The sequence below is a fragment of the Dechloromonas denitrificans genome, assembly GCF_020510665.1.
Lineage (GTDB): Bacteria > Pseudomonadota > Gammaproteobacteria > Burkholderiales > Rhodocyclaceae > Azonexus > Azonexus denitrificans_B.
In genome coordinates this window covers 278,769-297,798 of the sequence record NZ_CP075187.1, presented here as the reverse complement: position 1 = coordinate 297,798, position 19,030 = coordinate 278,769, and the positions used below count along the sequence as shown (strand labels likewise).

The following is a 19,030-nucleotide window of genomic DNA, read 5'->3' as shown; positions in this document are numbered from 1 at the left end:
AACTGCTGTGTGCTGTTCTCTATTTTTTTCGCCGGTGCAGTCATTGCCGCACCGGTCGTGGTAATTCACTTACATGTTTGGATAGGTCGGGCCGCCGCCCCCTTCCGGAACCGTCCAGGTGATGTTCTGGGTCGGATCCTTGATATCGCAGGTCTTGCAGTGCAGGCAGTTCTGACCGTTGATCTGGAGCCGTGGCGAGCCTTCCTCTTCGCCGACGATTTCATAGACACCCGCCGGGCAGTAGCGCGTTTCCGGCGCACCGTAGCGGGCATAGTTGACGCTGATCGCCACGCTTTCATTCTTCAATTGAAGATGACAACGCTGGTTTTCCTCGTGGTTGGTCCCCGACAGGAAAACCGACGACAGGCGGTCGAAAGTCAGCTTGCCGTCCGGCTTGGGATAGTCGATCTTGGGCTGGCTGTTCTTGTCGGCCAATTGGCTGTGATCGTCGTGATGACGCATGGTCCACGGCGCATTTCCGCGGAACAGGAAGGTGTCGACCGCGCCATAAGCCAGCGCACCCCACAGCCCCCATTTGAAGGCCGGGCGAATGTTGCGCACCTTGTACAGCTCGCTCCACAGCCAGCTTTGCTTGATCTGCTCACCGTATTCGGTCGCTTCCGGCCCGGCATTTTCCTTGCCGAGATGCTCGAAAATTGCCTCGGCAGCGATCATCCCGGACTTCATGGCCATGTGCGTGCCCTTGATCTTCGGCACATTCAGGAAACCAGCCGTGTCACCGACCAGCACACCGCCCGGGAAATTCAGCTTGGGCACTGACTGGTAGCCGCCTTCCGACAGCGCACGGGCGCCATAGGAAATACGCCGGCCGCCTTCGAAATAACCGCGAATCGACGGATGCGTCTTGTAGCGCTGGAATTCCTCGTAAGGCGACAACCACGGATTTTTATAATCCAGGCCGACAACCATGCCGACTGCCACCAGATTGTTCTCCAGGTGGTAGAGGAATGAACCGCCATAGGTGTCGCTCTGCAGCGGCCAGCCCACTGTGTGCACGATCAGGCCGGGCTGATGCTTGGCCGGATCGATTTCCCACAATTCCTTGATACCGATACCGTAAGTTTGCGGGTCGACACCATCGCGCAAGTTGAATTTTGCCCACAGTTCCTTGGTCAGCGAACCACGGCAACCTTCGGCAAAAATCGTCTGTCGGGCATGGAGTTCCATCCCCGGCTGGAAGTTGTGCGTTTGCTCGCCGTTCTTGCCGATACCGAGGTCACCGGTCGCAACGCCCTTGACCGAACCATCTGCGTGATAAAGCAGTTCAGCCGCAGCGAAACCGGGATAAATCTCGACACCCAGCGCTTCGGCCTGCTCACCCAGCCAGCGACAAAGGTTACCCAGGCTGATGATGTAATTGCCGTGATTGCCCATCTGCGGCGGCGTCGGCAACTTGTGCGAACCACCTTCAGTCAGGAAAAGCAGGCGATCCTCACCCGCCGGGGTATTCAGGGGCGCGCCACGCTCTTTCCAGTCGGGGAAAAGTTCGGCCAGCGCATGCGGCTCCAGCACGGCACCGGACAGAATGTGCGCCCCGATTTCGCCCCCTTTTTCCAGCAGGCAAACCGACACTTCCCGACCGGCCTGCTCGGCCAGCTGCTTGACGCGGATCGCCGCCGACAGCCCCGAAGGGCCGCCGCCGATGATTACGACGTCGTATTCCATCGCATCGCGATCTGTACGCATGTTCATGCTCAGAACAGGTTTTCAGGCAGGCCGAAGACCGAGTCCGCACCGCCGATGATTTCAGCCGCGTAAGCCGCGGCAAACGGCAGCTGGTGAGCGGCAAAGTAATTCGCCGTGGCCAGCTTGGCCTTGTAGAAATCGTCGGTCGTGCCAGCAGCGATATGTTGAGCGGCAATACCGGCCGACTTGGCCATCAGCCAGCCGCCGACCACGATGCCGGTCAGCTTGAGGAAAGGCACGGAACCGGCATGCACAGCCTGCGGCGCACTCTCGTAGTTGGCGAGAATCCACTCTGCTGCGGTCGACAAGGCGGCAATGCCGTTTTTCAGATTGGCGGCGATACCGGCCAGTTGTGCATTGCCGGCCAGTTCGTCGGCCGTGGCGGTCATTTCGGCGATCAGCGCCTTCATCCCGGCACCCGGCACTTTTTCACGGGCCAGCTTGCGGCCAACCAGGTCATTCGCCTGAATAGCCGTCGTACCTTCGTAAATAGTGGTGATGCGGGAATCGCGGTAGTACTGCGCAGCGCCCGTTTCCTCGACGAAACCGACCCCACCGAAAACTTGCAGCGCGGTGGACGACAGCTCGACGCCCTGTTCGGTGCTCCAGCCCTTGACGACCGGGGTCAGCAGGTCGATGCGGGCCTGCGCGACGGCGTCGCCGGCATGTGCCTTGTCAATCTGGGCGGCGGCGTAATAAGCCAGCGTACGCATGGCTTCGGTCCGCGACTTCACTTCCATCAGCAGACGACGGACATCCGGATGGTGCAGAATGGTCTTCTTCTCATCGGACTTGTCGCCGATGATCTTGCCCTGAACGCGTTCGCGGGCGTACCACAGTGCGTGCTGGTAAGCGCGTTCGGCAATACCGACACCTTCCAGACCGACATTGACGCGGGCGTGGTTCATCATCGTGAACATGTAGCCGACGCCCTTGTTTTCTTCGCCAATCAGGTAGCCGACGCAGTTGTCGTTGTCGCCGTAGGACATGACGGCGGTCGGGCTGCCGTGGATGCCGAGCTTGTGTTCGATCGAGGAACAGATCAGGTCATTGCGCTTGCCGAGCGAGCCGTCTTCATTGACCAGGAACTTCGGCACGAGGAACAGCGAAATACCCTTCAGACCGGACGGCGCATCCGGCAGGCGAGCCAGCACGAGGTGGATGATGTTTTCGGCGCAGTCGTTTTCACCCCAGGTGATGAAGATCTTGGTGCCGGAAACCAGGTAGGTACCGTCGCCCACGGCCTTGGCCTTCGAGCTGATCGCGGCCAGATCGGAGCCGGCATTCGGCTCGGTCAGGTTCATCGTGCCGGACCAGACACCTTCGACCATCTTCGGTAGGTATTTCTGCTTCAGTTCGTCGGAAGCGTGGTGAGCGATGGCTTCGATGGCGCCACCGGTCAGCATCGGGCACAGGGCGAATGCCATGTTGGACGACTTCCACATTTCATTGACCGCCATCGTGACCACAGCCGGCAAGCCCTGGCCGCCGAATTCCGGCGAGAAAGGCATGGCGTTCCAGCCGGTTTCACAGAACAGCTTGTAGGCTTCCTGGAAGCCCGGCGCCGTCGTGACAACGCCATCCTTGCAGGAAGAGCCGACGGTGTCGCCACCGCGGTTGATCGGGTCGAGTACGCCGCTGGCGAACTTGGAGGCTTCGTCAAGAATCGATTCGACGAGATCGACGGAACATTCCTCATTGCCTGGCAGGGCACAAACGTCGGCGAGGCCGGCCACTTCGTTGAGGACGAACTGCATGTCGCGAATCGGTGCGATGTAATTACTCATGTTTTATCTCCGGAATGTTTTTGATTTAAATGGCTGCAACAAGGGCGGGAACGGTTTCGAACAAATCGGCGACCAGGCCGTAATCGGCGATCTGGAAGATCGGGGCATCGGGGTCCTTGTTGATCGCCACGATCACCTTGGAATCCTTCATCCCGGCCAGATGCTGGATCGCACCGGAAATACCGACCGCCAGGTAGAGCTGCGGCGCGACGATCTTGCCGGTCTGGCCCACCTGGTAGTCATTCGGCACAAAACCGGCGTCGACCGCAGCACGGCTGGCGCCGAGCGCAGCACCGAGCTTGTCGGCCAGCGGTTCGAGCAGTTGCTGATAGTTTTCACCGCTGCCCAGACCTCGACCGCCAGAGACGATGATCTTGGCGGCGCCGAGTTCAGGACGGGCCGATTTGGTCAGTTCGCGATGGGTCAGCGTGCTTTGGGCGGTGTCGGCGGCGGCGCCGAGCGTTTCGATTTCGGCATTGTTGCCAGCGTCGACCACGTCAAAGGCGGTGGTACGCACGGTGATCACCTTGACCGCATCGGCGCTCTTGACCGTGGCCAGCGCATTGCCGGCGTAGATCGGGCGAACGAAGGTGTCGGCAGATTCAACACCGGTGATTTCGGAAATCTGCGCGACGTCGAGCAGTGCGGCAACGCGCGGCAGCAGGTTTTTGCCGAAGGTCGTGGCCGGGGCCAGGATGTGGCTGTAGCCGGCGGCGTTGGCGATGACCAGTGCGCTCAGGTTTTCTGCGGTCTGGCTTTGGTAGTGGGCCGCGTCGGCCACTTTGACTTTGCTCACGCCTTGCAGGCCGGCAGCTTGCTGGGCGGCGCCGCTGCAGGCGGTGCCGGCAACGAGGACGTGAATGTCGCCACCGATTTTCGCGGCTGCAGCAACGGTGTTGAGCGTGGCGGCCTTGAGGCTGGCGTGGTCGTGTTCTGCGATAACGAGGATGGTCATGATCAGATCACCTTGGCTTCGTTTTTGAGTTTGTTGACGAGTTCGGCCACATCCGCGACCTTGACGCCGGCGGAGCGCTTGGCCGGTTCGGCGACTTTCAGCGTGCTCAGGCGCGGGGCAACGTCAACGCCGAGATCGGCTGGCTTGACGGTGTCGAGCGGCTTTTTCTTGGCTTTCATGATGTTCGGCAGCGTGGCGTAGCGCGGTTCGTTCAGGCGCAGGTCGGTCGAGACAACGGCCGGCAGGGTGATCGCCAGGGTTTCCAGACCCCCGTCGATTTCGCGGGTGACTTCTGCCTTGCCGCCGGCGATGACAACCTTGGAGGCGAAGGTGGCTTGCGGCCAGTTCTGCAGCGCAGCCAGCATCTGGCCGGTCTGGTTGGCATCGTCGTCAATCGCTTGCTTGCCACAGATGACGAGTTGCGGTTGTTCCTTGTCGCACAGTGCCTTGAGCAGCTTGGCGACAGCCAGCGGCTGAAGTTCAACGTCGGTTTCAACCAGGATGCCGCGGTCGGCACCAATCGCCATCGCGGTGCGCAGGGTTTCCTGGCAGGCGGCCACGCCGCAGGAAACAGCGATCACTTCAGTCGCAATGCCGGCTTCCTTCAGACGCACGGCTTCTTCCACCGCGATTTCGTCGAACGGGTTCATGCTCATCTTGACGTTGGCCAGGTCTACCCCTGAACCATCCGCCTTCACGCGTACCTTGACGTTGTAGTCCACTACCCGCTTCACGGGGACGAGAATTTTCATGTTTGTTTCCTTTGAAAAACGAAGCCCCCACCGGCATCAGCACGGCAGGGGCTGCGATCATTCGATGGCGAGCGCCGAATTGGCGTGCTGACGCAGGACGTATTTCTGGATCTTGCCGGTCGAGGTCTTGGGTAATTCGCCAAAGACAATGACCTTCGGTACCTTGAAGCGGGCCAGATGGCTGCGGCAGTGTTCGATGATCTCGGTTTCTGTCGTTTTCACCCCATCCTTCAACTCGATGAAGGCAGCCGGCACCTCGCCCCACTTTTCGTCGGGCTTGGCCACCACGGCGGCAGCAATCACGGACGGATGGCGATACAGCACATCCTCGACCTCAAGCGATGAAATGTTCTCGCCGCCGGAAATGATGATGTCTTTGGAACGATCCTTGATCTTGACGTAACCATCGCTATGCACGACGGCCAGGTCACCAGTGTGGAACCAGCCGCCGGCAAAAGCCTCTTCCGTCGCTTTCGGGTTTTTCAGGTAGCCCTTCATCACCAGATTGCCGCGGAACATGATCTCGCCCATCGTTTCGCCATCCCAGGGCACCGGCTGCATGGTCACCGGGTCGAGCACGGTAATCGCTTCCTGCATGTGGTAATTGACGCCCTGGCGGCCATTGCGGGCGGCCCGCAGATCGATCGGCAACTTGTCCCATTCCGGGTGCTTGGCACAGACGGCAGCCGGACCGTATGTCTCGGTCAACCCGTAAACATGGGTGATATTGAACCCCATCTGTTCCGCCCCCTCGATAATCGCGGCAGGTGGCGCAGCGCCGGCGATCAGGCCGTTGACCTGATGCGTGATGCCTTCCTTGAGCGCGGCCGGGGCATTGATCATCATGCCGTACACGATGGGCGCACCGCACATGTGGCTGACCTTGTGTTCCTTGATCAAGCCGAAGATCAGTGCCGGGTCGACCTTGCGCAGACAGACGCTGGTCCCGGCATTGGCTGCCAGCGTCCAGGGGAAACACCAGCCGTTGCAATGGAACATCGGCAGCGTCCAGAGATAGACCGCGTGCGGCGGCATGCCCCAGGAAATGATGTTGCTGGCCGAATTGAGATAGGCACCACGATGGTGATACACCACGCCCTTTGGATTACCTGTCGTACCCGAGGTGTAGTTCAGGGCAATGGCATCCCATTCGCTGTCCGGCAACTGCCAGACGAAATCGGGATCGCCTTCATTGATGAAGGCCTCGTAGTCTTTTTCACCGAGCCGTTCAGCGCCCGGATAGTCGGCATCGACGATATCGATGACCAGCGGCTTCGGGCCCTCGATCAAGGCCAGCGCTGCCTTGACCGTCTTGAGGAACTCAGGATCGGTGATCAGCACCTTGGCTTCGCCGTGTTGCAGCATGAAGGCAATGGCTTCGGCGTCAAGACGGGTATTCAGGGTATTGAGTACGGCACCGGTCATCGGCACGCCGAAATGACACTCGAACATCGGCGCCGTATTCGGCAGCATGACGGCAACGGTATCGCCCTTGCCGATACCGCGCCCCTTGAGTGCCGAGGCCAGTTGGCGACAACGGTCGTAGCTTTCTTTCCAGGTATATTGACGCTCGCCCTGGATGACGGAAATACGCTTCGGGTAAACGAAGGCTGACCGCTCGATAAAACTCAGCGGTGAAAGCGCAACGTAGTTCGCCGGGTTCTGATCGAGCCCGACGGCATAGGGATGACTTGCCACAAATATCTCCTCACGATTCTTTCGAAAAGCGCTGTTCTCTTTTTGGGCTTCTAATTTTTTAGTGAGGATGTCAAAACACTCTTGCACAACTATTGGCAGAATGTAACGAATCGTTACACGCCCGAAGCCGACCAACCGTCTGCACTAGAATCGCCCCATGGACAGTTCGCTCCCCTCCCCCGACACCACCCAGCGCTACGAAATGCTGCAAGCTGGCCTGGACCTGCTCGACCAGGGAATTACCGTCTTCGACGCCAACCTGCGTCTTGTCGCATGGAACGAGCCCTTTCTCCGCCTGCTCGATTTTCCGGAGGATCTGGCTCAGGTCGGCACACCGTTCGAACGCTTCATTCGCTTCAATGCCGAACGCGGCGAATACGGCCCCGGCGATCTTGAAAGCCAGATCACCGAGCGCGTAAGCGCAGCGGCAAGTTTTGCGCCGCACATCACGGAGCGCCAGCGACCAAACGGCCGGGTTCTGCTGTTACGCGGGGAGCCGCTGCTCGACAAGGGTTTCGTCACCCTGTACAGCGACGTGACCGAGCAGCGGTACATCGAGAACCTGACCGAACACCAGAACATCCAGCTCGAAGAGCGTGTTCGCCGCCGTACCGCCCAGCTCGAAAATGCCAATGCCAACCTGACCCGCGCCAACACCGAGAACACGCGCATCGCTGCCGCCCTGAGGCGCAGCGAAGAACGCCTGCGCCTGATCAACGACACCATTCCCATCCTGATCGGTTACGTCGACAAGCATGAGGTTTACCGTTACGCCAACAAGGGCTACTCCGACTGGTTCGGTTTGCCGGAAGGCTCGGTCATCGGCAGCGCCGTCCCCGATGTGATCGGGGCCAAGGTCTATGGCGCCGTGCGCGACTCGGTCAAGAAAGCGCTTTCCGGCCATCAGGTTACTTACGAATATCAGGTCGACCGTCACGGAAAGGCCTTCTTTGCCCGCAGCACGCTGGTTCCCGAAATCAGCCCGGAAGGCGAAACACTCGGTTTCTTTGTCTTTTCTTACGACATCACCGAACAAAAACGGATGCAGGCAGCACTCGTCCAGGCCCAGAAAATGGAGGCAATCGGACAGTTGACCGGGGGATTGGCCCACGACTTCAACAACCTCCTGACCGTCATCATCGGCAATCTGGCAGCCCTCCAGGACCATCGCCCGGACGATGCCGGCGTCAACGAATTCGTCGAGCCCGCGCTGCAATCCGCCCGGCGCGGCGTGCAGTTGATCAAGCGGCTGCTGACCTTTTCGCGCCAGCAACCGCTTGAGCCGCAAGCGGTGGACATCGGCCACCTGATCGGCAACCTCGGCAAGCTGGTTCGTCGCTCACTGCCGGAATCGGTCGCCGTCTCGACTGACCTGTCGAGTATTTCGGTCCACGCGCTGGTCGACCCGGGGCAACTTGAAAGCGCCCTGCTCAATTTCGCGCTCAATGCGCGCGATGCCATGCCGGATGGCGGCCGGCTGCACATTGCTGCCCGCCCGGTCGAGCTAACCACCGATGCGGCCGCTTTCGATGTCACGCCTGGCCGCTACGCCATGATCGAAGTGGCCGACAACGGTACAGGCATGGATGCAGCGACGCTGGCGCGTGTGTTCGAACCGTTTTTCACGACCAAACGCTTTGGTCTGGGCAGCGGGCTGGGCTTGTCGATGGCTTATGGCTTCGTCAAGCAGTCCGGCGGCGGCATTTCGATCCAGAGCCAGCCCGGCCAGGGAACGACGGTCCTGATGGTCCTGCCACTAACCACGCCGGAAGAGGAACTCGATCTGCCGGACGACGATGTACCGCTGACGCATGGCGGAGAACTGGTGCTGCTCGTTGAAGATGAACCGAATGTCCGGCGCGTCGTTCGCCAGCAGTTGATCGATCTCGGCTACCCGGTGATTGAAGCCGAAAACGGTGCGCAAGCCCTTGAAATGATCACCCACATTCCCGACATCGCCATCGTCGTCAGCGACGTCATCATGCCCGGCGGGCTCAATGGCCGGCAGCTGGCAAGCCGTATCGGTGCGGATCATCCATGGATACGCATTGTGCTGATGAGTGGCTATACCGATGAAATCGACGAAGCCGCCGACAGCACCATCCCCCTGCTCGGCAAACCCTTTGTCCGTCAGGATCTGGCTCGGGCACTGCAACGCATCAATAAAGGCAAGTCATGAAAGAGGCAGAATCCCCAAAGCTGATCGCCATTGTCGAAGATGACCCGGACGTCGCCCGGATCATCGAGCAGGTCCTTGGCGATTTCTCGTTTCGCACCGTCTGGTGCCGCAGCGCCAGCGATCTGTTGCGTCGCCTGCGCACCCTGCAGCCCGACCTGTGCATCATCGATCTCGGCCTGCCCGACATGGATGGTCTGGAGGTCATGCAGCGCGTCCGGGCAATTACGGCCTGCGGCATTGTCATCCTGACCGGCCGCGCCCACGTCAGCGACCGGGTGATGGGGCTCGAACTCGGGGCCGATGATTATGTTCTCAAACCTTTCGAACCACGCGAACTGGTTGCCCGCGTTCGCAGCATTCTGCGCCGGCGGGAAACCGGTGGTCAGGAAAACGGCACGGGCCGGCAGATTGCCGAATTCGGTGGCTGGCGCTTCAACCTGGCCAACAATGCACTGCTTTCACCGAATGGCGAGGAGCAACTACTCAGCACGACCGAAGCCGAATTGCTCAAGGTTTTCATCAACCATCCGAACCGCATCCTGCAACGCGAGCAGCTGATGGGCATGCGCGATCTGTCACCGACCGACCGCAGCATCGACGTACGGATTTCGCGCCTGCGACGCAAATTGGAGCCCAATGCCGAAAGCCCGGCCTTCATCAAGACGGTCTACGGGGCCGGCTATCTTTTTCTGGCCAGCATCAACTGGCTGACCAGCTGAGCGAGCGATCCGGATCAGCGGCTAGTGCCCGGAACCACTCTCGTTATCGGCATGCACCGAAGCGATCAGTTCGGCCAGATCACCTCGGCGCAACAGCTTGAGAAAAGCCGCCACCACCGTCGGATCGAACTGCTGCCCTGCCGCTGCCTCGATATTGGCCGCCGCCTCTTCGAGCGACCACGGCGCCTTGTAGGGACGACGGCTGATCAGGGCATCGAAGACATCGACCACCGAGACTATGCGGGTGAGCAGCGACGCCTCGCGTGAGGGCTTGCCGGCGGGATAACCGCTGCCATCCCAGCGTTCGTGGTGCGACTGGGCAACTTCGCGCGCCATGGCCAGCGATTTGTCGTGCGACAGAATGCTGGCGCCGATCGTCACATGGGTTTTCATGACCTCGAACTCTTCCGCGGTCAACTTGCCTCTTTTGCGCAAAATTTCATCCGGAATCCCGATTTTCCCGACATCGTGCAGTCGGCTGGCCTTGCCATAAAGGGCGGCCTCATCTTCCGCCACGCCCAACTCGACGGCGACCAGCCGAGTGTAACTGTCGATGCGCTGAATGTGCTGGCCGGTGGTTTTGTCCTTGAACTCGGCAATTTCAGCCAGCATGTCGATGGCGTTATCGTAGGCGGTCCGCAAATCGAGATGCAGGCGCAGATTTTCCAGTGCGCTCGAACATTGCTGTGCCATGACCTTGAGCAGGTCGAGATCGCTGCTCGACAATTCGCGCGTCGGCTCGACATAGACAAAGCCAACCGGCTGGACACCGACCGTCAGGGGAATGACGATGCCGCGCTGGCGGATTTTCTCGGGAACGTTGCCGTGCGTCACGGCCTGGATGCACTGCTGGCGAATCTCGTCAAAACGCTGCTGGTCGCTGACCGGCCCGGTGGTTGCCTGAATCATCACCTCACGCCCGTCGAAGGTGGCGATCAGGCCATCGATCGTCGAGATGAAGCTCATGTCGGCCAGGTGGCACAGGCCGACGATCTGGGTCAGCACCCCTTCGAAGAAATTATTCAGTGACGAACTGGAAATCCGGTACAACTCGGGCGCTGCCGCAAGCACCTGCGCCAGGCCAACCCGGTTGAGGTCGATGGTCTTGAGATCGCGATAGGCTTTGATCGACGAACGCACCGTGGTGTACAGGCGTGTCGCGGTCAACTCGGTTTTATCCTTGTAATCATCGATATCGAAGTTGTCGATGACATAGCGCTCAGGCGCCACACCCGGCTGACCGGTGCGAATGACCAGCCGGATCATGGCGTTGTTCAGCGTCTTGCGGATGTATTCGACCAGTTTCAGACCGGCATCGTCGGTTTCCATGACCACGTCGATCAAGGCAATCGCAATGTCGTCATGGGCTTCAAGAAGCTGACGGGCTTCGTATGCCGAAGCCGCTTCGAGAAACTCGATCTCTCGCCCGTCAAAGCTGAAACCCTTCAGGTTAAGCCGGGTCAGGGTCCGGATATCGGCCTCGTCATCGACCACCAGGACTTTCCACGAATGTCGCGAACTTCCCGGCTCCCGGACCAGGGATACGTCATCCACCGCCTTGCTGCGAATCAGTTTCATTTTTTTGTCTCCCCCGTGGCGGTGGGCAATATCACCTGAATGGTGGTTCCCTGCCCTTGCACACTGGCGCAATCGATGGTTCCGCCAAGCCGCGACACCACCAAGTTATAGCACAAATACATGCCCAGCCCGAGACGGCCATGTGCCCGCTGGGTGGTAAAAAACGGCTCGAAAACATGAGCCAGCACATCGGGCGGCATGCCGACGCCATTATCAATACAGCAGAGCTGCAGCTGGCCATCGCCGCGAAGCACGGCAGAAACCCGCAGCGTCGCCGGGCGGCCCTCGATCGGGAACGCATGGCGCAAGGCATTGCCCACCAGCGTTGTCAGCAACTGCTCAAAGAATCCGGGAATGCCGTCCAGCAGCAGGTCGACCGCGCAATCGACGCTGACGCTGACTTGGCCCAGCTCAATCCGCTCTTTCATCCCGAGCAACACGTCGTCAATCACTTCCCGCAAGCGGAAGGCACGACGCTCCATGACTTCCAGATCGATTGAGCTGCGCTTCAAGCGGCTCACCAGATCGGCGGCCCGCTGCAGATTATTCAGCGCCAGGCGGCTGCCCTCGCGGAGCTGGGCAAAATTGGCCAGCAAGGCATCGGCACTGACTTCCTCGGCATCCAGTAAATGTTCGGTGGCCGAAATGACTTGCTCGCTGTTGCTCACGGCACCGATGGCGATGCCGACCGGCGTATTCAGCTGATGGGCAAAACCGGCCACCATCCGGCCGAGCGAGGCCATTTTTTCGCTGCTCAGCAATTGCTCCTGCGTCGCTTCGAGATGAGCCAGTGCATGGCGCAGATCATCCTGTTCCTTCTGCAGACAGGCATTGCTTTGGGCCAGCATCCGGGTGCGCTCGGCCACCTTGTCTTCGAGCGACTGATTGGCATCCGCCAGTTCACGGTTCTGGACTGAAAGAACGTGATAAAGCTTGTGCAGGGCATCAAGCAGGGCCGAAACGCTGTGGTCGCGCGACTCGGCCTGGGCTTCAAAAGCCGTTGCCGGGTCGTTCCCCTGGCTGATCGACTCGATCATCCGGGCCATGACCTGATCTTCGCCCAGAATATGCACCGTCAACCATGAGGCCAGATAGCCATGCAGCATCGCCGCCGGGTCAGCCGTCCGGGCACGCCGCTCCCACATGCTGACCAGTTGCCGGACAAAGTCCTGATGATGTCGGGCATGTCGCTCGCGATGGCGGACGTCGACACCCGCTTCGGCCATCAAGCGCTCCTCTTCGGCAAAATGCTCACGGGCGTAATCGGCCAGTTCAGCAAAAACGCTTTCCAGTCGCGCCTCATTCCCTGAGCTAAAAAGCAGGTAATCACCTACCTGGTTGACCAGTTCAACCAGGTGGCGGTGCTGACGATCGACCGTTGCCAGGCCGGTTTCAAAACGTGTATCCCAGACAAAAGCATCCATGGCGTTTACTCCACGAAGCGGGCCGGCAGATCGATCAGGAAATGCACGCCTTCACCCGCTTTGCTCTGGCAGGCAATCGTCCCGCCCAGCTTGGCCTTGACGATGTTGTGGCAGATGTACATGCCCAGCCCCGAGCCGCCCTGCCCGCGCCGGGTGGTGAAAAAGGGTTCGAAAAGATGAGACAGCACTTCCGGCGTCATGCCGGCACCGGTATCGGCATAGCTCAGGATCAGCCGCTCGCCCTGACGCTTTGCCTGGATCGAGATCTTGCCGGACTGGGTTCCCTGATCGAAGCCGTGGGTCACGCTGTTCATCAGCAGGTTGGTCATCAATTGTTCGAGCAGCCCCGGCAAGCCATCGATTTTGAGGTTTTCGGGACAGTCGACCGTGACGCTGACCGGCAGACGCTTGAGCTGGTTCTGCAAACTGTGCAGGACATCCTCGATCAACTCACGCAGTGAAAAGATACGTTCATGATCGGCACTCTGGTCGATCGAGGTCCGCTTGAAACTCTGGACCAGCGCCGCCGCCCGACGCAGATTGCTCATCGCCAGTTCGTCGCCCTGTCGCAAGGTGGCCAGTGCCGCCCGCAAATCATCCTCGCTGACCTCTTCACTGCCCAGCAAACGGTCGATTTCATCGAGCGTATGTTCGCTGTTGGTCACCGCCCCGACGGCCACGCCGATTGGCGTATTTATTTCATGGGCAAAGCCGGCCACCATCCGGCCAAGCGAGGCCAGCTTTTCACTCTGCACCAGCTCGTCGCGCGCGGTTTCGACTTCGGCAATCTTGCCAAGCAAATCTTCCCAGCGACGGCGGAGTTGCTCAAGCAACCACCAGACGCCCCCCGTCACCAGAATGAAAATCAGGCCGTGGATGATCCAGGCTTGCCGCTCGCTTGGCCGGGCCGCCGCCAGGAAAGGCTCATAACGCTGTGTCACGCTGATGCCGCCGCGCACATCGCCGACTTGATAGCCTTGTGCCGCATGGCATTTGAGGCAGGCATCGACCACCAGGAGCGGGGCCATGTAGCGGTGCTTGAGACCGTCACTGCCATTCGACTCGAAACCGCTGACCTCGGGAACGCCACGTTCGAAGGCTTCCAGCGCATTGCGCTCCCAGTCATCCGCCGCATTGCGCGGATTGACCGGCTTGAGACTGGTAATGCGGAAAACGACGCCTTCGTCCTGCCGGGCCAGTTCGCTGATCAGGCGCGTCATGTAGGCCGGATTGATCAGCGTCAGTTGTCGCCCGTGATTATCCGAAATATCGCGCAACGGATGCTTGAGGTAGGGATTCGGCTTGGTTTGCTCGTCGACCGCAACATAGACGCCGCCATGTTGCGAATTCCACAGCCGGGTCAGCACCACCATGCGGAACATGTTGCGTGCGCCCTCCGTCACGACATCCTGATTGTGGCGGCGGATATCGTCGATCGAACTATGCAGCGACCAGCCGACCGCGCCGACCCAGAGCGCCAGGAGAACCAGCCAGCGGGCGCGCTGGCTCATGAAGCGTGGAATATTCGTTGGCATGCTGCCTCCACGGAAAAAGGGCAACCCTCCGGCTGCCCTCTTGCTGTTTCAGTCGTCTTCGTCGTGCAACTGGAATTTGCTGGCCAGTTGCTGCTGCACATTGGCCGGCACAGCCGAGTAACGGGCAAACTCGATGCGATAGCTGCCCTGGCCGCCGGTCAGCGACTTGAGACGCGACTGGTAGTCGTTCAGTTCGGCCAGCGGCACCTCGCCGGAAATGGCAGCCATGCCGCGGCCACGCCCGTCAGTACCGGTAATGTGGCCACGTCGTCCGGCCAGATCGCCGCTCAGATCGCCAATGGCCGATTCGGGCACCATGATTTCAATGTTGACGATCGGTTCGAGAACAATCGGTCTGGCGGCCCGGATGGCCTCGACGACCGCCTTGCGGCCCGCCGTCACGAAAGCCACTTCCTTGCCATCGACCGCATGGGTTTTCCCGTCGAAAACGGTGACTTTCAAGTCGTCGACCGCGTAACCGGCAACAACACCGCCGGCCAGGCCCTGACGCACCCCTTTTTCAACCGCCGCCATGAACACACCGGGAATGACGCCGCCTTTGACGGCATCAACAAATTCAAAACCTTCACCACGCCCTTTCGGCTCGATCCGCAGATGGACTTCACCGAACTGGCCGGCACCGCCGCTTTGCTTCTTGTGGCGATGAATCCCCTCGGCCGGGCCGGTAATCGTTTCACGGTAGGGAATGCGCGGCGGCTTGGTATCGACATCGAGCTTGTACTGGCTGGCCATCTTCTCCAGCTTGGCCTTGAGATGAATCTCGCCCAGGCCGCGAATCACGGTTTCATTGCTGGTCGGATGGCGCTCGATCAGGAAAGTCGGATCTTCCATCGCCAGCTTGCCGAGAATATCGAACAAGCGCTGTTCATCGCCCTTCTTCTTTGTCTCGACCGCCAGCCCAACCATCGGCTTCGGGAACTCCAGCGGAACAAGGTGGATGTGATCTTCATCATGCGAATCGTGCAGCACGGCGTCGAAATCCACTTCCTCGACCTTGGCAATCGCCCCGATGTCACCGGGCAGCAGTTGGTCGACTTCAAGCACATCCTTGCCCTGAAGTTGATACAGATGGGCCACCTTGAATGGCCGCTTGCTGTCACCGACAAAGAGTTGGGCATCCTTGCGGATCGTTCCCTGGTGCACGCGGAAAATACCGATCTTGCCCATGTAAGGATCGGCAACGACTTTGAAAACATGGGCCAGCACATGCTTGTCCGGGTCCGGCACAGCCTGGAACGACTCACGCTGATCACCCGGCAGCCCCTTGTAGAACGGCGGCGGATTGCCTTCCGCCGGATTGGGCGCCAGCGAAGCCAGCACATGCAGCAAGGCCTTGATGCCGGCCCCCGTTTTGGCCGAGGTAAACAAAATCGGAATCAGGTGGCCTTCACGCAAAGCCTTCTCGAATGGCGCGTGCAACGCCGCCAGATCGGGATCGGCACCATCCTCAAGGTACTGGGCCAGCAGGCTCTCGTCTTCTTCGACAATCTGGTCGATCAAGGCACGATGAACGGCGGCGACCGACTCGAAATCAACCTCCCCGGCCGTCCCCTCAAGGACTTCGACAACATCGGCCGCGCCGTGTGACGGCAAATCCAGCAGCATGCACTGCTTGCCGAAGCGGTCGCGAATATCGGCGACCAGGGCTGGCAAATCAAGATTGTCGGCATCGATCTTATTGATCACGATCATCCGGCACAACTTGCGCTCGGCCGCCAGCGCCATCATGCGCTCGGTCATCAGTTCGATGCCGGTCTGGGCATTGATCACGATCAGCGCACTATCGACCCCCGCCAGGGCGGCAATCGACTGACCGGAGAAATCCGGGTAACCCGGTGTGTCGATCAGGTGAACATGCGTATTTTCGTAGCCAAAATTGATGATGGCTGAATTCAGGGAGTGTCCGGTTTCCTTCTCCTGGCTATCGAAGTCGCAGACAGTGCTGCCTTTTTCGACACTGCCGCGGGAGGGAATGGCCCCTGCCGCGTGGAGTAAAGCTTCGGCCAGTGTGGTCTTGCCAACAGCGCCATGACCAACCAGAGCAACGGAACGAATGGCCTCGGTAGTGTACTTGGACATCTTATTCTCCCTGAGCTTTGCAGAATTCAGCGGGGGTTCATTTCACACCCGCTGCCAAACGATCAACAAAATGCGGCCCGAAGCCGTAGAGCAGCGCAACAGCCGCGACAATCAACACCACCCCGGCAATCAACTGTTTGCCCGGGCGAGAAAAATCCTGCCAGTGAGTTGCTGAAAACCAGAGCGGCCCGATCACGGGCAGGGTCAGGGTCGGCACCCAGCGTTGCCAGCCAAAGGCAAAGGACGCCGGCAAGGTGCCGACATAGCCCACCAGAAGCAGCGAGCCACCGACAGCAACCAGAATGGCGACCGCAAAAACGAAGGCGGTAAACCAGAAATCCATTATTTCTTCACCTTTTGCGGACGAACCCAGCCGGTCAAGGTCACTTGCTTGGCGCGTGACACGGTCAACGAATCCGGCGGGGCATTTTTGGTCAGGGTCGTACCGGCGCCCAATGTCGCCCCACGCCCGACCGTCACCGGCGCGACCAGCTGGCTGTCCGAGCCGATGAATGCATCGTCCTCGATAATCGTCTTGAACTTGTTGGCGCCGTCGTAATTGCAGGTAATCGTGCCGGCACCGACATTGACCCGCTGACCGATTTCGGCATCACCGATATAGGCCAGGTGATTGGCCTTGGATTGCGCACCGAGCGTGCTTTTCTTGATTTCGACGAAGTTGCCGACATGCACTTCCGGCCCCAATTCGGTACCGGGACGCAGGCGGGCATAAGGGCCAAGGATGCCATCCGGACCGATCATCGCATCCTCAAAATGACAGAAGGCGGCAATGCGCGTCCCCGCCCCGACCTTGACGTTTTTCAGCACGCAGTACGGCCCGACTTCGACCGCATCGGCCAATTCGACCCGGCCCTCGAAAACACAACCGACATCGATTGAAACATCGCGCCCGTAAGCTAGCTCGCCCCGCACATCGATACGATTCGGGTCGGCCAGACGCACGCCGCCGACCAGCATGGCATCGGCGATGTTGCGTTGATGCACGCGTTCCAGTTCGGCCAGTTGAACCTTGCTGTTCACCCCCAGCACTTCCCATTCACCATCCGGCTGGGCGGTGTGTACCGGCACGCCTTCGGCAACAGCCAGCGCCACGATGTCTGTCAGGTAATACTCGCCTTGCGCATTGCTGTTCGACAGTTTGCTCAGCCATTCAGCCAGACGTGCTGACGGAATCGACATGATGCCGGTATTCACTTCGCGTATGGTTTTTTCGGCCGCCGTCGCATCCTTCTCCTCGACAATGCGCAAGACCTTGCCCGTCGCATCGCGGACGATACGCCCGTAACCGGTCGAGTTCTCAAGCTCGACGGTCAGGATCGCCAGGCCATCCTTGCCGGCCTGAAGCAGGCGTTTCAAGGTAGATGCCAGGGTCAGTGGTACGTCGCCGTAAAGAACCAGTGTCTGCCCGCTATCGCCCAACGCCGGAACAGCCTGCATCACAGCATGGCCAGTCCCGAGTTGCGGCTCCTGCAGTGCCCAGGAAATATCGTCGGCGGCAAGGGTAGACCGCACCACATCGCCGCCATGACCGTAGATCACCACCAACTTGCTCGGCGACAAACTGCGGGCAGTATCAATGACGTGCTGGGCGAGTGCCTTGCCGGCAACCGGATGCAGCACCTTGGGAAGATTGGAATGCATGCGCTTGCCTTGGCCGGCAGCGAGAATGACGATGTTCATAGTGTATTCAAAGGATAAACCCGGCAAAGCGGGTGTGGTTCATGCCGTTTTCTTTTCATCCTGCCCGTTCAGGATATCGCCCAGCACGGCTTTGCCGCGCGACGAAACACCCCAGTGCAGAACATTCTTGTCATTGATCCGGGTTTCAATGACGCCCATTGTTTTCATGACGGTCAAACGCTGACTGACAAAATCACGGGCCAGCCCGGTACGCTCGCAGATCGCCGCCAGATTGCCATAGACAAAACTCTCTTCGGCCAAAGCCCGAAGTATTTCAACGTCGTTGTACGACAGGACTTCCCGTGGCTCAAGCTTGACCTCGGGGAGCGGAGCCGGCTCCTCACGAACCGGCATGACGATGGGTTCGGCCTGCTTTTGCTGCTTGAGCTGGCCGACTTCGCGCTTCACCTGCTCCAGTTGCCCGCCCAGCCGTTGTGCCACGTTATCGACAACACGCCGTGAGGCGACGACATAAATCAGGCAAAAACCGGCAAAAGCAAAGAAATCGACGGGTTTGGTCCGCGCACCTTCGAGCAAGGTGCTGGAAATCATGTTCAGGAACAATGGCACGGTCAACGCCGCCACAATGCCCAAAATGGTGTATTTGAGCCACTCTCGCCGGCTCGGCTCAACCTGCCGGTCAACCATGAAGGCATTGGCCAGTCCGCCCAAGGCACCGGCCAGAATCATGATTGCCAGAATGAGCAGCATATGCCCGTCCAGTGCCCCCCCAGGCATTGTTACCAGCAGTGCTGGCTGCAATTCAGACGACATGCTCATCCCCTTATTGGTCTATTTCACATTTTTACACGATTGTCCGGCGCTGTCGAAGAAAGCGCATTGTTTTGAGGCGATAAAAAAGCCCCGGGATCGGGAAGATCCGCGGGGCTTTTTG

The 19,030-nt window shown here is 59.6% G+C and carries 14 protein-coding genes; 2 read left to right on the top strand and 12 right to left on the bottom strand.

All coding sequences use genetic code 11. The annotated features are described in order from the left end of the window. Positions 1 to 69: 69 nt before the first annotated feature. From KI614_RS01415 to KI614_RS01395, 5 genes are read right to left on the bottom strand one after another with little or no spacing between them, the layout of a single operon-like run. Positions 70 to 1,713: an electron transfer flavoprotein-ubiquinone oxidoreductase gene (locus KI614_RS01415; protein ID WP_226407383.1), complete on the bottom strand. Its 1,644-nt coding sequence runs from the start codon at positions 1,711 to 1,713 to the stop codon at positions 70 to 72. Positions 1,714 to 1,715: 2 nt separating this feature from the next. Beyond that, positions 1,716 to 3,494, bottom strand: coding sequence for an acyl-CoA dehydrogenase C-terminal domain-containing protein (locus KI614_RS01410; protein WP_226407382.1), 1,779 nt, complete (start codon positions 3,492 to 3,494; stop codon positions 1,716 to 1,718). A gap of 25 nt (positions 3,495 to 3,519) precedes the next feature. After that, on the bottom strand, positions 3,520 to 4,449 hold the full coding sequence (locus KI614_RS01405; RefSeq protein ID WP_226407381.1) for an electron transfer flavoprotein subunit alpha/FixB family protein: 930 nt from the start codon (positions 4,447 to 4,449) through the stop codon (positions 3,520 to 3,522). Positions 4,450 to 4,451: 2 nt separating this feature from the next. Further along, positions 4,452 to 5,201: an electron transfer flavoprotein subunit beta/FixA family protein gene (locus tag KI614_RS01400; protein ID WP_226407380.1), complete on the bottom strand. Its 750-nt coding sequence runs from the start codon at positions 5,199 to 5,201 to the stop codon at positions 4,452 to 4,454. A gap of 57 nt (positions 5,202 to 5,258) precedes the next feature. Continuing rightward, positions 5,259 to 6,899, bottom strand: coding sequence for an acyl-CoA synthetase (locus KI614_RS01395; protein WP_226407379.1), 1,641 nt, complete (start codon positions 6,897 to 6,899; stop codon positions 5,259 to 5,261). Positions 6,900 to 7,056: 157 nt separating this feature from the next. Between KI614_RS01395 and KI614_RS01390 the strand changes: the two genes are divergently transcribed. Together KI614_RS01390 and KI614_RS01385 are read left to right on the top strand one after the other, a co-directional pair. Continuing rightward, on the top strand, positions 7,057 to 9,078 hold the full coding sequence (locus tag KI614_RS01390) for a PAS-domain containing protein (protein ID WP_226407378.1): 2,022 nt from the start codon (positions 7,057 to 7,059) through the stop codon (positions 9,076 to 9,078). Further along, positions 9,075 to 9,797 (top strand): response regulator transcription factor, encoded by a 723-nt coding sequence (locus tag KI614_RS01385; protein WP_203468357.1) that lies wholly within the window; start codon positions 9,075 to 9,077, stop codon positions 9,795 to 9,797. Before KI614_RS01390 ends, KI614_RS01385 begins: the two co-directional genes overlap by 4 nt. Before the next feature lie 21 nt (positions 9,798 to 9,818). On the opposite strand, the gene KI614_RS01380 is transcribed toward KI614_RS01385, so the two are convergent. Genes KI614_RS01380 through KI614_RS01350 form a run of 7 tightly spaced genes read right to left on the bottom strand, consistent with a single transcriptional unit; the run spans position 9,819 to position 18,846 of the window. Then, entirely contained in the window at positions 9,819 to 11,375 is a 1,557-nt protein-coding gene (locus KI614_RS01380) for a response regulator (protein WP_226407376.1), read from the bottom strand. Beyond that, the gene (locus tag KI614_RS01375; protein ID WP_226407374.1) at positions 11,372 to 12,799 is read right to left on the bottom strand and encodes a hemerythrin domain-containing protein; all 1,428 of its coding nucleotides are present in this window, start codon (positions 12,797 to 12,799) and stop codon (positions 11,372 to 11,374) included. The genes KI614_RS01380 and KI614_RS01375 overlap by 4 nt, the downstream gene beginning before the upstream one ends. Positions 12,800 to 12,804: 5 nt before the next feature. After that, the gene (locus KI614_RS01370; protein ID WP_226407371.1) at positions 12,805 to 14,334 is read right to left on the bottom strand and encodes an ATP-binding protein; all 1,530 of its coding nucleotides are present in this window, start codon (positions 14,332 to 14,334) and stop codon (positions 12,805 to 12,807) included. 48 nt (positions 14,335 to 14,382) lie between these two features. Further along, on the bottom strand, positions 14,383 to 16,434 hold the full coding sequence (gene fusA / locus KI614_RS01365) for an elongation factor G (protein ID WP_226407369.1): 2,052 nt from the start codon (positions 16,432 to 16,434) through the stop codon (positions 14,383 to 14,385). A gap of 37 nt (positions 16,435 to 16,471) precedes the next feature. Beyond that, positions 16,472 to 16,777: a hypothetical protein gene (locus KI614_RS01360; protein WP_226407367.1), complete on the bottom strand. Its 306-nt coding sequence runs from the start codon at positions 16,775 to 16,777 to the stop codon at positions 16,472 to 16,474. Continuing rightward, complete coding sequence (gene glmU, locus KI614_RS01355) at positions 16,777 to 18,135, bottom strand: bifunctional UDP-N-acetylglucosamine diphosphorylase/glucosamine-1-phosphate N-acetyltransferase GlmU (RefSeq protein WP_226407365.1); 1,359 nt, start codon at positions 18,133 to 18,135, stop codon at positions 16,777 to 16,779. The genes KI614_RS01360 and glmU overlap by 1 nt, the downstream gene beginning before the upstream one ends. Positions 18,136 to 18,174: 39 nt before the next feature. Continuing rightward, positions 18,175 to 18,846, bottom strand: coding sequence for a YEATS-associated helix-containing protein (locus KI614_RS01350; protein WP_226407363.1), 672 nt, complete (start codon positions 18,844 to 18,846; stop codon positions 18,175 to 18,177). Positions 18,847 to 19,030 lie beyond the last annotated feature (184 nt).